This window comes from Reichenbachiella agariperforans, assembly GCF_900142205.1.
Taxonomy (GTDB): Bacteria; Bacteroidota; Bacteroidia; order Cytophagales; family Cyclobacteriaceae; genus Reichenbachiella; species Reichenbachiella agariperforans.
Window position 1 is genome coordinate 46,519 of sequence record NZ_FRAA01000007.1, and the last position, 15,785, is coordinate 62,303.

General features: G+C 43.1%; 13 protein-coding genes. 4 read left to right on the plus strand and 9 right to left on the minus strand.

The window, feature by feature from the left end; genetic code table 11:
- Window positions 1-4: 4 nt before the first annotated feature.
- The 4 genes from BUB99_RS16035 to BUB99_RS16055 all read right to left on the minus strand — a co-directional run bounded on the left by BUB99_RS16035 (window position 5) and on the right by BUB99_RS16055 (window position 7,012).
- Entirely contained in the window at window positions 5-3,091 is a 3,087-nt protein-coding gene (locus BUB99_RS16035) for an ATP-binding cassette domain-containing protein (protein ID WP_073124157.1), read from the minus strand.
- 90 nt (window positions 3,092-3,181) lie between these two features.
- Entirely contained in the window at window positions 3,182-3,991 is an 810-nt protein-coding gene (locus tag BUB99_RS16040) for a hypothetical protein (RefSeq protein ID WP_073124160.1), read from the minus strand.
- An 83-nt stretch (window positions 3,992-4,074) separates the two neighbouring features.
- A complete protein-coding gene (locus tag BUB99_RS16045; RefSeq protein WP_245816860.1) occupies window positions 4,075-5,049 on the minus strand; it encodes an aldo/keto reductase in 975 nt (324 codons plus the stop codon).
- Between the two features lie 832 nt (window positions 5,050-5,881).
- On the minus strand, window positions 5,882-7,012 hold the full coding sequence (locus BUB99_RS16055; RefSeq protein ID WP_073124164.1) for a DUF4062 domain-containing protein: 1,131 nt from the start codon (window positions 7,010-7,012) through the stop codon (window positions 5,882-5,884).
- 589 nt (window positions 7,013-7,601) lie between these two features.
- On the opposite strand from BUB99_RS16055, the gene BUB99_RS16060 reads away from it, so the two are divergent.
- Window positions 7,602-8,012: an HU family DNA-binding protein gene (locus BUB99_RS16060; RefSeq protein WP_073124167.1), complete on the plus strand. Its 411-nt coding sequence runs from the start codon at window positions 7,602-7,604 to the stop codon at window positions 8,010-8,012.
- A 336-nt stretch (window positions 8,013-8,348) separates the two neighbouring features.
- Here BUB99_RS16060 and BUB99_RS16065 read toward each other — a convergent pair whose 3' ends face one another.
- From BUB99_RS16065 to BUB99_RS16075, 3 genes are all read right to left on the minus strand, one after another.
- Complete coding sequence (locus BUB99_RS16065; RefSeq protein WP_073124169.1) at window positions 8,349-9,074, minus strand: siderophore-interacting protein; 726 nt, start codon at window positions 9,072-9,074, stop codon at window positions 8,349-8,351.
- An 80-nt stretch (window positions 9,075-9,154) separates the two neighbouring features.
- Window positions 9,155-10,012, minus strand: coding sequence for a helix-turn-helix domain-containing protein (locus BUB99_RS16070; protein ID WP_073124171.1), 858 nt, complete (start codon window positions 10,010-10,012; stop codon window positions 9,155-9,157).
- Window positions 10,013-10,133: 121 nt separating this feature from the next.
- Window positions 10,134-10,505 carry a VOC family protein gene (locus BUB99_RS16075; RefSeq protein WP_073124173.1) on the minus strand — a complete coding sequence of 124 codons (372 nt, stop codon included), beginning with the start codon at window positions 10,503-10,505 and terminating at the stop codon, window positions 10,134-10,136.
- A gap of 595 nt (window positions 10,506-11,100) precedes the next feature.
- On the opposite strand from BUB99_RS16075, the gene BUB99_RS16080 reads away from it, so the two are divergent.
- The 3 genes from BUB99_RS16080 to BUB99_RS16090 are packed head-to-tail and all read left to right on the plus strand — an operon-like array spanning window position 11,101 to window position 14,756.
- Window positions 11,101-12,933 carry a multicopper oxidase family protein gene (locus BUB99_RS16080; RefSeq protein ID WP_084190599.1) on the plus strand — a complete coding sequence of 611 codons (1,833 nt, stop codon included), beginning with the start codon at window positions 11,101-11,103 and terminating at the stop codon, window positions 12,931-12,933.
- Window positions 12,934-12,955: 22 nt separating this feature from the next.
- On the plus strand, window positions 12,956-14,443 hold the full coding sequence (locus tag BUB99_RS16085; RefSeq protein ID WP_084190600.1) for a tyrosinase family protein: 1,488 nt from the start codon (window positions 12,956-12,958) through the stop codon (window positions 14,441-14,443).
- A gap of 4 nt (window positions 14,444-14,447) precedes the next feature.
- Window positions 14,448-14,756: a hypothetical protein gene (locus BUB99_RS16090; RefSeq protein ID WP_073124179.1), complete on the plus strand. Its 309-nt coding sequence runs from the start codon at window positions 14,448-14,450 to the stop codon at window positions 14,754-14,756.
- A 157-nt stretch (window positions 14,757-14,913) separates the two neighbouring features.
- On the opposite strand, the gene BUB99_RS20465 is transcribed toward BUB99_RS16090, so the two are convergent.
- Both BUB99_RS20465 and BUB99_RS16100 read right to left on the minus strand, forming a co-directional pair.
- Complete coding sequence (locus BUB99_RS20465; protein WP_158584202.1) at window positions 14,914-15,084, minus strand: hypothetical protein; 171 nt, start codon at window positions 15,082-15,084, stop codon at window positions 14,914-14,916.
- Between the two features lie 20 nt (window positions 15,085-15,104).
- Window positions 15,105-15,434: a hypothetical protein gene (locus BUB99_RS16100; protein ID WP_073124183.1), complete on the minus strand. Its 330-nt coding sequence runs from the start codon at window positions 15,432-15,434 to the stop codon at window positions 15,105-15,107.
- Window positions 15,435-15,785: the final 351 nt, after the last annotated feature.

The following is a 15,785-nucleotide window of genomic DNA, read 5'->3' on the forward strand; positions in this document are numbered from 1 at the left end:
TCTGTTATCGCTTTTCAAATTGGCGAGAGGACCATTTGAGCACTTTTCGCAAGAGGTCAAAGTAGAGCATCAGGTAGGTGATAAAGGTCATGATCCATATCACTGCCAAGTTGAAGTAGAAGGTGTCTATCTCCCAGTTGCCCAGTACCTTGACATGGGCGTAGAATGGAGCATCACCCCAGTTCGAATCAGGCGTGATGAAGAGCGGATCTTTTTTGCGAATCAGCTCATCTTCACCTTCATATATTTTTTGTATTTGGTCTCGGTTGAGGACGAGCGAGTGCAGCGCATCGTTGTGATGGGTTCGTTTGAGTTCTAGCAATCCATCTTGTCCGATCTCTTTGATGAGCTGACGGTAGATTGAGTCACGTTCGTTGACTGCCTGTTGTTTGATGTTTTTGTACTTCTTTCTCAGCCCTCTTAGGTAGGCTAGGGACTGTTCGTACAGTGCCGAGTCTAGGTTCTCAAAGTACAGCTGGTCCATCGCTGCAAAGCGTGGATTGCCTTCCTCGTTTTGGAGTTTCTCGATTTCGTGGCGGCACATCTTGAGGTTATAGATGGCTTTTTGGCTATGGTTGTCTTCTAGCACTTCCATATAGGCTTCTCGGAGTTTACCAGATAGGTCAGGAATCAAATACGCAAAAGTGTAGCTGGCGTCACTCATGCGTTTGTCATAAGCCATGAAGTGACTTCTGTAGGCATTGTTAGACGCTTGCTCTACTGCGAGAGCCTCATAAGCCCATCTGGATACCATCATGTCTCCGATAAAGGGCACATTCTTCTTGTCCCCAACGCCATGGTTGAGATCGTCGAAGCGGATCATCGCACCGCCTAGCAGCAGCTGTGGCACGAGAATCAATGGGATCAGGATGTAGATCGTGACGATAGAGTTGAACCCCGATGAGATGTTGAGCCCGACCATGTTGGCAAAACAAGCGGTAGAGAACAGTATCAGCCAGTATTGGAAAGTCAGCCCTTTGATCTCAAGCAGGTAGTTACCAAACAGGGTGAAAATCAATACTTGCACAGCGGATAACCCAAACAGATAGATAATCTTCGAGTTGAGATAACTAAACCGACTGAGGTTTAGGAAGGACTCCCGTTCTAGGATTTTCTTGTCCTTGAAAATCTCCTCTGCACTGACCGTCAGTCCTGTAAACAGCGATACGACGATGGTCATAAAGAGATAGATCGGGATGTTTCGGTTTTCGCTAAAGTCATACACACTACTCTCCGAATACTTGGCTAGGAAACCCAATATGAGTGCCAGCAGTGGTGGTTCTAGGATGTTGAGTAGGATGTACTGCGTGTTGCTACGCTTGGATAGCAGTACACGTTTGAGGTAGATCGTAGACTGCTGTATGAGGTTAGGGATCGAAAAGTTGGACGGAGGGAGTGCCGTTTCGAATTTTATTTTTTCAGTCTTAGACTCTATGTTCTCTTTGTATTTTTCGTACCACTCTTCGGGTGATGTTTTTCGGTGTTTGGTGGAGCCACCTTTTTCGTCGATCTCTTTGGTCTCGATGATGTGGAGGATCTGCTCTGGGATGACATTGCCACAGGTACGGCATTCGCTTTCCGCAGCGTTGACCTCCGTATTCATGGTTTTGAAATAGACGATTGCATCGATGGGGTTGCCGGTGTATACGGGGTAGCCTCCTTTGTCTAGTATCCATACTTTGTCGAAGAGCTTGTAGATGGCCGACGAGGGCTGATGGATGATGATGATGACGAGTTTGCCATTTCGGGTTTGTTCCTTGAGTAGGTTGACGACCTTTTCTGAGTCCATAGAGGATAGACCGGAGGTAGGTTCGTCGATGTAAAGTACCGATGGCTCACGCAGTAGCTCCAGCGCGATGTTGAGGCGTTTTCTTTGCCCACCACTGATGGACTTGTTGAGCGGATCACCGACTTTGAGGTCTTTGATCTCCTCTATGTCTAAGTCTTCGAGCACTTTGTTGACCTCTCGACGAATGCGGTTTTCGGGCAGGTCTCCAAAGCATAGCTTGGCATTGAAGTAGAGGTTTTCGTACACGGTGAGTTCGTCGAACAGGAGGTCGTCCTGCGGGACATAGCCGATGACCCCTTCTTGTACACTGCGGGGTATGCTGTAGCCATTGATTTTGATCTCGCCAGACTTAGGCTCTAGTTTGCCATTGAGCAGGTTCATGAGGGTGGACTTGCCAGTGCCACTGCCTCCCATGATGCCTATGAGCTGCCCCGACTCTTCACTAAAGCTGAATGGCTTGATGCCATTGTCACTGTTCTTGAAGTTATAGGTCATCTCTTCGGCCTGTAGGACGAGCTTTGTTTTTTTGACATCCAGTAGAAACCGTTTGCTGATGTCTGACTCATATATGGGTTTGATCGTACTGCCCTTGATGATGGCGCCAGAGTTGAGGATGTATATTTTTCCGTTTTGGATTTTCTTTCCCTCGACGAACAGACTCAGTGGGCCATTGTATCTAAAGATGAAAGTATTGACACTTTCTACATGGAGTATGACGATGGTGCCGAATAGGTTTTCGACCTGGATGTGTCGAAAATCCGTGATGCCGGGTTCGGTCTTTCGTTTCATCATCCAAGCGATCTCTTTTGGCCATTCGGTGACTTTGTTGTCGATGACCATGCCATTGCCCTTGTGGACATTTTTGATGTCCTGATCGAGGATGAACGAACAGATGTCGTCGGTTTCTTGTTTGGGTAGGTTAAAGTTGAGCGCGACCAATTGCATGAAATCGTTCTCGCGGGTGGAGACTTTCTTGTCCGTATTGATGAGCTCTACCAGTTCGACGAATACGAGTACGCGCTCATGCTGTAGCAGTTCTTTGTTGAGCTGCTGACAGATTTTGGTGACCTGAATGATGTTTTTGGTTTCGTTTTCAATCTCAGGCGTATTGGACGAAGCTTCTTTTCTGTAGAAGTCCACATAGTCCTGAAATAGCCCCAGGTACTGGTCTGACAGCTCTTGGTTGAGCTGTCGCTGTAGGTAGGGCTTGACGATCATGTGACCCGAATCCACCACTTCATCTTTTACACTTTCGATGATGGCAAATAGCCGCATCAGGGCATTAATAATAGATTCACTCATTCGTTCGGGATCATGTTATTGTCGGGCGCAAATTAAAAAAGGCATATTGAATAATCAATATGCCTTTCCAATAAGAAATTGATATTTGGATCAATCCACGATTTCGTTTCTAGTAGACTCGACGTTGGCGGTGATGTCATCCAACTGTCCTTTGGTGATCCCCACGGCAGGATCGACTCCTTCGTAGGTCAACTTCATGAAGTTGAGCAGGGGAGCGATCGCCTGAATATCTTCATCGTCTTTGTATTTTTCGGCAGTATCTACGAGGATGCTGGCTGGTCCTTTCTGCTGTGCTACGATCGCCATGATGCGTTCGTCGTAGTTACTAGAGACGGCGAGTTGCGTCGTGATATACAATCCCTCGATCCAGCTGGCTGAGATCACGAGGAAAGAAAGTTTGTCCTGACCTAGTTTGTTTAGTTGCTCGTAGGTGTTGTAAAACGACTCAGTCACGATCAGGATCAGCGAATCTCTGTTGTCCATGTTCTCTTGCACACGTACCAACATGTCTTCGGTGAATATACCTGGGACATCCAGTCCATCGATAAGCGTCTTCGATGCGTCTAAGAATTCCAAAGTCTGCTCGTTCATGTTGTAAGTACTGGCGTAGCTGAGGTCAGCTCCATAGATACCGAGGTTGAGCGCTTTGTCTCGTTGTGTTTCGTATTTGTCTACGTTTTCTACTGGGTTGGTTATGTCGAGTACGAACGCCGCATCTGCGTCTTGTAGAAGTGTGGTCACTTCGAACGACGTAGGGATAGGGTAGTTAAACTCTTTCTCCACGACTTGCTTGACATTGGCGGTCGTTACTTTTTCAGTATCAGTTCCTTTTTTGGTGCTACAGCTAATAATCGCAACAGATAGGAGTAGGACAATGAATAAGTTGTATGTATTTTTCATAATCTGATTTTGGTGACGATTGAATATTGATCTGGGCAATTTAATGAATGATGTACTAATAAGGAATGTCCCTACAGAATTAATCATTCGTCCCAGAGATTCTTTGCCGTATAGGGAGATCCCTCCAGTGTGATATAGCTGCCTCTCTCATAGCGGTAGCCGCTATCCAAGCGCGCGAGCATGTCCATATCCTCGGTCGATAGCGATAGGTCGGCTGCTTGGTAGTTTTGTAGCAGTCGGTCGGGGTTGGTAGACTTAGGGATGACAGCCGTGCCCCGCTGGATGCCCCAGGCGAGTAGTACCTGCGCTACCGTAGCATCGTGCTGATCTGCAATGCGCTGGATGATGGGACTGTCTGAGAGAAAAGGCAGGGAATGGTTGGGCATCAGACTGGCACGCTCATAGGCACCCAAAGGAGCGTAGGCCGTCAGGGCGATGTGCTGCTGCTGGCAATATGCCAGTAACTCCTTTTGCTGAAAATACGGGTGGGCTTCTACTTGGTTGACCGCTATTTTGATTTTAGCGGAGGCCTGAATGCCCTTGATCTTTTTCGTGCTGAAATTGGACACACCGATGTGACGCGTGAGTCCAGCGAGGACGCATTCTTCCATGCCTTGCCATGTCTCTTCGAGCGGTAGCTGTTGGAGACTGATCAGGTCTTCTTTTGTCTTAGGGATTTTGACTGTTTTGAGATGGGCGGCAGGCCAGTGGATCAGGTAGAGGTCGAGATAGCCTAACTGTACATCCGCTAGTGTCCGCTTGAGTGCCACGATCACATCCTCGGCACGGTGATGGGTGTTCCATACCTTGGAGGTAATCCACAGCTCCTTTCGTGTGACATCTCCAGCCAGCAGCGCATCGTGCAGCGCAGTGCCTATTTCTTTTTCATTGCCATAGATGGGCGCGCAATCAAAATGCCTGTACCCGATTGCTATGGCTTGTCTAATCGCCGTATAGACTTCTCCTTTTTGAGATTTCCATGTGCCTAGCCCTAGTGCAGGCATCAGTTGGTCGTTGTACAGCGAGAGTTGTTTCATACTAGGCAATATACGGATCATGTCCTGTTTCTGGTGCAGGGCAAACATATTTAAACCAGAATGATGCAATTCAGGAGATAATCAAAATGATGTCGTCTACTAATGCGACGATACGCTCCAAGGGGTGACAACAGATCTTCTTTGAGAGGAAAGCCTAAAGTAGGTCTGTTAGAGGCTCCCTAACCTTATAGGTCTATCGGCTGTACTGAACATTAGAGCTATAAGGTGTGATAGAACGAATTAATAGTACTTGGTCTGTGTGCCACAGACCTTGGGACGGCTTTTATGTCACCCTGCGATTAGTAGGGGATTACCCGATCTGTGTCCTCGTGCCTCGTCCTTGTCGTGTAATGACGGTTATTTGACCGTCAGCTGTTTACTCGATTCACATCCGTTTTAATTCTTCCCGCAACTCATCTGGATCTTTCTTGTTAGCCCAAACCAAAGTTAGACTGATATAGTCAGTTTTGAGTTCGTAATAGAGCGTTACCAGTGGATGAATCAGAAGTTGACGGAATTCTTTCTTTTCGTATGTCGGTCCAATTTGAGGGTTCTTTTTCAGAAAAACGGGCAATTATGAATGTTGTTTTAAAACAGGATGAAATTCTTACGATGAGTCCTCATGATCCTGATGTTTATAGTCGATTTGATTCTGGCATATAACGACTGGCTAAGAAACGTAGGGGAGTTTGAAATGCTGCCCTTTGGTTTACTCATTAGCCAAGCCAAATATTTTTATAATTCAATTTACTTAATCATTATCAAAATTTTGGATTGGCGGAACATGTAAAAGCTCTGAACTTTCGAATACCACCGAACCCCTATGTTTTCTTAGCCCTTGTTGTGCTTAGTTTTAATCATCATCAGATTCGTTGTTCGATTCTTCAATGAAATCTTCAAATTTCTTGTCTTTAAATCTTAGATGAAAAAATCTATCATCCGAAATGTCCTTTATTGCCTTAATAATTGCCGTTTTAGTAGGTTCATTAAGTTTCTTGAATTCATTCCATTCGCCTTCCATGCGTTCCAAAAATCTTAATGGATATCTCATGATAAAGAATTTTCTATCTTTACGAATTAAGTATGAAAAAGCTCTAGGTCCTTGAATACCATCGCTTTGTATTATTTCCTCAATTCCGATTTTCGATTTGAATATCGTTTCCCATCGAGAATTAGACATTAAATATTCTTCGTACTTATCAGGAGCTAAAACGGCTAGAGAGTCAATTAATCGTCTGAATCTTATAGCCCCAGATGCAGTATCTCTAAGATCTTCACTGGAAATAGAAGAAAATAATGCAGCCTTTATATCAGCAAGTTCGTTTGCAACAAAATCCAATCTTCTAAATTCACCTTTCTTATTTTGTTGTTCTTGTAGCAATCTCTGGAAGTATGCAGCCCATTGCTTTTTTAAAAATATTTCAATGTCTTCTAACTTTGAAAATTCTACAATGCTGTTGTTTTCACTTCTTAACCTGATGAAATTAATGAATTCAAAAATGTATTGAGCTGTTTCTTTTTTTTCAATCGATGGAAATTCTATGTTCTTAATGAATTCTTTATTCTTGTTTTTTTCATAGACGAAATGATCATGCATTACTCCAGAATCAACAAATGTGAATATTGGCAATCCTAGTTCAACGCATTTTAGAATTTCAGCTTGGGTAACTGAGATATGTTCAACTGTCTCCCAAAACTTTACATTTCTGCTTTTAGGTTTAAGCCCTTCAATATCTAGTTCATCTAGAGTTTGAGGAATTGCTTCACCACCAAACCTTGAGCCAATTATTAGCACAGCCATGTCGCAATTCTCGACTTCCTTTACACAACTGATGTGAGTATGTGTTCTAGGGTCATACAGAATGTCTGAGTTATCGCTCATAACTGGTTCATATCCCATTTTTTGAATGAATGACCGAACCTGTGACCTAACAATTGATAGATCGTAACAGGTAGATGATAATAATATCTTAAGATTAGCCATAATCCATTTTAATTAAGCACAACATTCGTGTAAAGTACACAGCGCACTGTTTCAAACGTTTATAAACGTTTGAAAAATTGTTTTTCTCTTCTCGAATGATGCTGCGGGAAGCGGACTGCTGATCGGCTTGGTGAGGCCAAACTAGTATTTCCTATCGATATTTCCCAAGGCTACAAGCAAATCCCTTGGTATATCACAAAACGCTATGAGGTGGGTGCTATATTTTGGGTTGGGAGGGGGGTGAGACCTGACCTGTCCAACCTAAGCTTAGTTCGGCTCCCATGTTGCCTTACCTCAGGGTCGAGGTAAGCTTAGTTTCACCCTGTAGTAAGCTTAGGTTGGGGCTCTGGTAAGCTTACCTTCAGGCTCAGGTAAGCTAAGCTTTTGTTCAAAGCGCATAAAGCCTGCTCAAATGCCTTTTTAGAAGGTTTTTGAGCAATGAAAAGGCTGTGGTTTTTTAACGTTTTTTGGCAGAATCAGCCTTCCTTTTGGCATCATACTTGTCTTTAACATGACAAATCCCACACAGAGCGCTCCGTTAGGATTCTTATCACAGTTTTATTTTTTAACCCTTTAAATTTTATCAATTATGTCAGTACAGTATAAAGTCACGGAGCGTATCAACCCAAATGATGTTACCCTCCCCAAGAAGTATTATGCACGAATCATCAATGGCGATGATGTCAGTTTTGAGGAACTGGTCGGTATCATCAGCAAAGTATCCAGTTTGAACTACGGCACGGTGCTGGGTGCGATCGGTACCTTGCTGGAGGTGATCGAGATGCAGCTTGCATTTGGTAGACAAGTGAGGCTGAGCAACCTGGGTACCTTGTTTTTGACCCTGAATAGCGAAGGGGTAGAGCGCCCAGAGGAGTACCGTAGCGACAGGATCAAACAGGCTCGTATCAGGTTCAGACCCGGCGCAAGGCTGAAGCGTTTGGCCAAAACGCTAAAGTATGAGAAAGTAAGCACGGCCAGCGATGTAGCGCCAGCCCCATAAGTTCACTTAAATCAACAGCCATGTTTAGTATCAGACCATGAAACGGTCTCGCAGCAGTGAGACCGTTTTTCGTTATAGGGCTTTTAGCCTGAGTGTCTGCTTTGTGCCATCGGTCGCCCTGCTGTATGTCGATTTTGTATCCTTCTCGCAGACGACTATCAGTGGGATTTATAGCCTCGCTTTTGTCAAGGCTGGAAAACGATAAGTAGCAGTCTTTGCTTTTTGGTAGTCGCGTTACAAACGTACTCGATCGGGTAAGATAATTCGATAAGAAAATGTAGGCGGGCGGGTTTTAATGGTCTTGTTGGCTGCCGCCATTTTTCTCTGTCCAATCTATTAAAGCCCAATTTTACCGTCTGCCCAAAAGGGTTTGGTATAAATGTTTTTGCTTGACACGCCTTTCTCTTTTAATGCTCGTCTAAAAGCTTGTATTGACTTAGCATTGCCCATTAGATAGAAATATCCGTTTTGCCAGAGATCCCAAATCTTATCATCCAATTCATTTAAACTCTCAATTGCGAATTCAGCATGGTTTATTGATTTTGGGACTGTGTCCAACATCAGACCTAGGTTGTAGAGTTCGTCAATCGATACTTCGTCTACTTCCAGAACCCCCAAATAATTATTATTGTCACTATTTATTTTGTCTTTCAGGCTTTTAAAAACACTAATACACGTTTCATCACCAAAAAAGAACTGATATTGAGCTTCTTGTTTGTAAATATTAAATCCTCTTGGTAGACCCACCGTGATTTGGTCATCGGCTTTTAGATGATTAATAAAATGACTTCCTGGTCCATTGCCGTGCATATGAAAGACAACTTCGAATATCCCTAATTCACTGTCCCATTTACTGGGTGTGTAGTTTCGGTAGTTTGTATCGTTGACTCGAATGAGTATTGCTTGTCCTATTTTGAATTTAATCTTTGGGAATGACCCTTTAAATGTGATCGTTTTGACATTAGGGCTTGATATTTCAGTTGAAACGACGCTTGCTTTACAAAATTTGTTACTAAGACGTAACTCCATAAAGTCGCCTATGAATTTTGGTGCTGTTGGCATAATTGTTTTCTATTAATTCAATGGCAAAACTGGAGCGAAAACAAAAAAATAGAAATGGATAGCTTGGCGTAATGATAGGACTATTTACGGAATTTTTTTCTAAAGGCTAATGGGGTTTCGTGGGTTAATTTTTTAAACATTCTTGAGAAATAGGAATGGTCTTTGAACCCAAGACTAAAAGCAATTTCTTTCACATCATTTTCGGTATAATACAAAAGTCTTTGCGCTTCTATTATCATAGCATTTTGAAGCCAGTAAGTTGTCGGTTTTCCTGTACTGGCATTTACACAGTCTGTCAAATGTGAAGCACTAATGTTTAGTTTTTTTGCAAAAAAAGAAGGGCTTTCTAAAAAATTACTTTTGGAGATGAGTTTTTTAAAGTTTGTGGAAATGACTGTTGATTGGTTTCTTGGTTTGGGAATTGTTCTTTCTGACGATTGAAACAAATTCGCAATTTCGTAAATCAAAGCATTGAAAAGCCCATTGATGATTTGTGGTTTGTTTTGTTTCTGTTTTTCAAAAGAGTTGTGCAGTAATGAAACAAGATTCAGGAAATCATCTTGAAAAAGCGGGTCTATTTTTTTTCCTTGTTCGGAGATTTGTAAAGGTTGAAATATTTCTAAACAGGCGTCAGGGACAAGGAAAGGGGCAATGCTAATAAAGTAGCCAGTTGTATTATTAGAGATGTGCTTAGCCGCATGTACCTGAAAAGGTTTGATAAAACCAATTCCGATTTCGTTTAATTCAACCGCTATGTTGTCACATAGCACGACTACATTCCCCTTTGTCAGAACAAAAAAAACATAAAACTCGTCCCTATGCGCTCCCATTTTTTCAGGTGGGTAGTCTATGCCTTGGAGTGATGATTTCACAATTTGTATACCGCCAATTGCTTCGCTACTTTGGTTATAAATCGGGATGTCTGATTTAGCTTTCAATGTTCTGTTGTAGTTAGGGCTGTTGGATCTAACGTTCAAATAAAATGAGTACGCTTTATTTCTACTATACCTTTTTTATACTGTACTGTGTTTTTCTACGCAGTTTGGACGGAGGTTGATCTTACCTGTGTTGGTCGATCAGGATATGGTTGCCATCAGGGTCGGTCAAGGTGATGTGTGCTGGGCCAGAGGATGTTTCATCAGCTTCGGCAGTCAGTTCTATACCACGTTTTTTGAGGTGGTTTTGTATCGCGCGTACATCGTCATACTCTTCTAGTTCTTGTGCACTGCCGTCCCATCCAGGGTTGAAGGTGATGATATTGTCCTCAAACATCCCCTGAAAAAGGCCAATGACGGCATTTTCATTTTTGAGAACCACCCAGTTTTGGTCGATGTTTCCACCCTTATATACAAAGCCTAGGTTCTCATAGAATGCTTTTGATTTGTGGATGTCTTTGACAGCCAGACTGATAGAAAATGCGCCTAATTTCATGGTATTTCTGTTTTGTTCTAACCTGAGTTCGATTAATAAAGGAAATAAATTATCTTCTTAATTCAATGTTTTTGAAAATTATACTGTCTGAGCGATAGCGAGTTTATAATTTTCCAGCCTTTTTGCTTCCTTTTTTGGCAATGAAAAAGGAAGCGTTTACCTGCCGGAAGCATGGCCTGTCTGGCTTGAAGACAAAGTACAATTGATGTATTTCAGAAACGGTTTTAATGAAAGTTAAAATCGGACGCAGGTTTCTAGGTATTGCATCCCTAGTGGATGACCTAATAAATATATGCATTGGGTCGTATTGTTCACTTTTTTTGGAATATTATGAGCGATTTGGATCTAAGGATCAGCATTCTCTCCACAGGTAGCATACTCACGGGTCAAGAGTTCCTGAAGCAGGGGCGTTGGTTCGGGAGAGGCTACTCAGATGTATAGCAGTTTGGGGTTGTCTGTAGTACTCCGAGCATACCGTTGCTTGATATATACCTAGATTAGGGTATTGCTTGATCTAAACGGCCTTCCTAACTTTATCATATGATGATATGGAGTGAGACAAGATTCATTCTATGGCAAACAAACTCACCACACCATGAAATTATTCTATCTGCACAGGTTTCAAATAGTTTATATCCTGTTTTTCTCTGTTATATTCTCTTGTCAGGAGCCAGTCGATGCACGGTTGACGACCCGAGCGACTTCAGACATTCTGAGCGAAATAGCTAATATTCAGTCGAGTCTCAGGCCATCATCAGCTCTTTTGAAGAATCAGGAGCAAGGGCTGGTTTACCTGCCATTTGCTAATCCAGAAGAAATTTCCTCCATAGATGGCAAACTTGATACTGAGATGGTAATCAAGTTTGCGACCAATCGCCTCTACAATACTATAGAAAAGAAAAATATTGAACTTTATCATCGATCATACAATGGTCGATTGGTGGGGCCTACGCTCCGAGTGAAACCTGGAGATTCGCTTCTGGTGAATTTGATTAACAAACTACCCGTCTATGAAAACCCTGGACCATGCGACCCTTACCAGCCACTACATGATGATCAGGATCCTAATATCATTGATTCGCTCCGATTTAACAACACCAACTTACATACACATGGCCTGCATGTTTCGCCTATGGCACATGGGGACAACGTCTTTGTCAACTTGGCTCCTGGCTGTGATTTTCAAAACAGAATAGCTGTTCCGTTGGATCATGCATCAGGCACTTTCTGGTACCATGCCCATGTACACGGGTCTACGGCGATTCAGGTGTCCTCAGGGATGGGAGGGACCATCCTCATCGAGGGAGGTTTGGATGACCAACCACAAATCAAAGAGATGGATGAGAAGGTTTTCGTGATGCAGCAGATACCCTATGTGCCAGATACAGGTGCAGGAGGTGATCCGAATAGGTATGCTTTAAAGTTCATTGAGGATAAAACCTTTGGCCCAGGTACTTGGGGGGATGGAATTAAGGATTCTACAGGTTGGAGAACGACCATCAATGGCATGGTACTGCCTGTGATCGAAATAGAATCAGAAGAAGCACAAAGGTGGCGGTTTGTACATGCAGGCGTACGCGAGACACTCAACCTCAAACTGATCAAATCAAAGGAGGGCAAGGTGATTCATGAAAAATTATACGCTATTGCCGAAGACGGCATAGCCTATGGCTACCGCAGTGATATAGACAGTATGCTACTACAGCCAGGGTATAGGGCAGACCTATTGGTACAAGCCAAACTGACCGATGGACTCGGTCAAGACACCCTCTATCTGATAGATGCTAGTTCTCCCGTTTTGGACGAAACGAACACTGACGAGTATGAGTCCGAAAGAGTACTCGCTCTGGTGGTGTTGAAGGCTAAGACGACTAAGCCAGTGGCTAGGCAGCTCCCCACTTCAGTAGCATTGCGCCAATATGCACCTTATCCTTCATTGGTCAATGTACCAGTTACAGACACGATGCAGTATGTTAATTTTGAGATTAAACCTGGCGATACGACATTGTTTCAAATCAACAATGTTTCATTCGATCATAGCAATCCACCACGTACACTTGGTCTCAATAATATACAAGAATGGACACTGACCTCATCTCTAGGTGGCCACCCATTTCATATTCATATCAATCATTTTCAGATCCAGGAGCGCTACACCAAAGGGAATAACCAGTGGATAAAGCAACAAGTGAAACCTATATGGAAAGACACTTATTTCGTACCAAGTTCAGACTCTATTGTTCTCAAAACTGTCTACAAAGACTTTGTTGGAGATTTTGTACTACACTGTCATATTTTGGATCATGAAGACCAGGGGATGATGCAGTGTGTACGTATAGATAGTGCCAATACTATTGGTAACTATCTCTTGGATCAGGGGATCGAGTTTTGTGGACCACAGTATACCAATAGCCTCACCAGTAACTAAACTTTTAAAACCATAGCGAATCATGACACGAACCAAAACAATGAATGTACATGTCTACAGACTGCTTTTAGTAGGTCTGCTCTGGGTATTGTCAGCATCACTGAGCCATGCACAGGTGATCAGAAAGAATATTGACTCCCTTAGTACCGAGGAACTAGCTGCATATCAACATGCTATACAGCTGCTAAGAGATCGTAGTGCGGACAACCCTTATCTAATGGATGGCTATGCATGGCAGGCCTGGGTGCACAACAAGAACCGTGTTTCAGTCCCTAAGGAGAATACACTAAGTCAAGGAGATCAAGACCCTACGGCATTTTATGAAATGGCTGCTACGCAAACCTATGCTGATGGATCCTATGGGTACCCCGGTATGTGCGAGCACGGCAAGGATATCTTCTTTGTCTGGCATAGAGCGCAGTTTTATTATTTCGAAAAAGTGCTTCAAAACACAGACCCTGAGGGTACGATTGTAGACAGCAGGGGGAATAAATGTCCTACTGCTAAGGTAGGCGTCCCGTTCTGGAATTTTACCAACGAGCCCAGTGGTACTAAATTCCCAGCGATATTTGAAGACAGCTCCTCGGTACTATATCACGCAGGTCGAAACTTACAAGTCAATCCTGATTATAGGCGTTTTACCTCTCCGTATTTGCTAGCCAAACTAATGCAAGAAAGCAATTGGTCTACATTTGGAGGATATCCAAATGCTACCCATGGTGGTTATGGTACTTTTGAAAGCCAAATGCACAATCCGATGCATACCCCCTATATAGGAGGAGATATGACTTATCCTTCGAGAGCTGCATATGATCCGATTTTCTATTCTTTTCATGCCTACATCGATTATATCTTTGAGGCATGGATACAAAAGCATGGCTCAGGAGATATCACATCATTAGATTACTTTTTGAGGGCGGAGCAACCCAAGGACTTTAACTTGCCAGGCTATGATCCCGGGTTAGGTGATAGACCAAATATGGGGAGAGCCGAATTGTATCTTGATATCTCTGAATTGGGCTATCAGTATTTAGCCAGAGGCAAGGATGATTTTTATACTGAGCAGGAATTAGAGGGGCTTCTCAAGGATAAAAAGGGTCGTCCACTTGTCTTGGGAAAAAGCAAAGAGAGTCCCTACTATAGACTCTTTACCAGTAGAGTGTCATGGAGACCAGAGACTAAGGGGCAGTTGACATCTGAAACGATAACGATTAGAGCCGCTGACGTAGCTAATCCATACAGCTATAGCTATACCGAGAAAGACCCTTCTTCCTCCTACCAAATAGACCTCTATATGCATCCAGTAAAAGTGAAGCCTAATGTTTCTTTGGAAAAATTTAGAAAGAGATATTTTGTAGGAGCTGCCACCGCATGGCTAGATAGTAGTCATGCTCACCACATGATGGGGGAGCACAAGTTGAATGTGAACCTAACGGAAGCTATGAATGCCTTGAATCAGAATCATGCTGGAGAGGCATACCAAATAACTGTAAACTATACTAAACGATAATACCATGAGTGTCTACTTCGATCCCGATATCAAAACCATCTTTGCACCCTATGTACAGCCTATGCTCGCAGTCTCTATCGCTACCGATGAAGGTACCTTTAGTTTGGATTTGAGCAACTATGAGTCTGTATGTCAACTGAGCCAACGAATCAAAATCGCCATAGAAGGTTACAGACCTGAAACACCTACTGCACATCGTATGCCTCCAGGTGGTCCATTGCCAGATGAGTCCATTGCGATGTACAATGAATGGCTCGAAGCTGGTATGCCCGAGAAAAAAGACGCTCTGGCTTCTGATGATCTGATTGTCTAAACGGATTATACCTGAGATCTCAATGATGATTGCTATGATTAGCAGAATGTATAACTCATTATAGCAATCATCAGGGTGTAGTGGTATCTGCTCTACCTTAGTTTGTACTAAAAAATAGGTTCTAAAATAGTTAGGCCTATGTCTAAATGATTAAGAGTCAAGAGGCTGTGTATGCTTTGTACTGAAGGTTCAGTTCAGATTGGGTTGGAATGTGCTCCATTCTGACTTTAGCTTCGGCAGTCAGTTCTATACCACGTTTTTTGAGGTGGTTTTGTATCGCGCGTACATCGTCATATTCTTCTAGGGATTTGGATTTATGGATCAGCATTCTCTCCACAGGTAGCATACTCACGGGTCAAGAGTTCCTGAAGCAGGAGCGTTGATTCGGGAGAGGCTGCAGCGATTCTCATGGGGTTCGGATATGCAGACGTACTTATAGGCTCGCCCGGCCTTGTCTTGGCAGTTGTATCCTGTAGCTCCTCCGGTATCTGTCTCACGGCAAAACCAGCCTCCTGTTTCCTTCATTTTGGACAGTTCGCTGTTGAACCTATCGACAGTCACTTCTACCTCATCAAGGTAATATTTGGTGACAGTATCTTGCTCCATCGCCAGGGCACTGCTGGATGTAGCACTCAGCACCATGATGAAAACCCAAAAAGCTTTAATTGCTTCAATCATCCTTATTGAAAAAGTGGTAGGTAAAATATGCTGTATCCCTGATATAGAATTCTTTTTAGGTCTGACGACAAAATAGCTTCGACCTGTGAGACCAAACTAGTACAAGCTCCTCAGATATCCCAGACCATTTTCTCATTTAGACCCAATCAGTTTAGACTTATCTTGATTTGCTTCTTGCGGTCTGCAGTTACTCCGTTTTGGAGTGTACAAACCTGTGCGATTTATGCCTTGTGCCGTGTCAATAATTGTCTACCTTTTAGGATAAGAAAAAAAGACGGGAAAAAGCGAAAAAATTCGTCTCAATATTCATTCGAAAAAAACGAATCTCCGTATGCATGCTGCCATGTATAT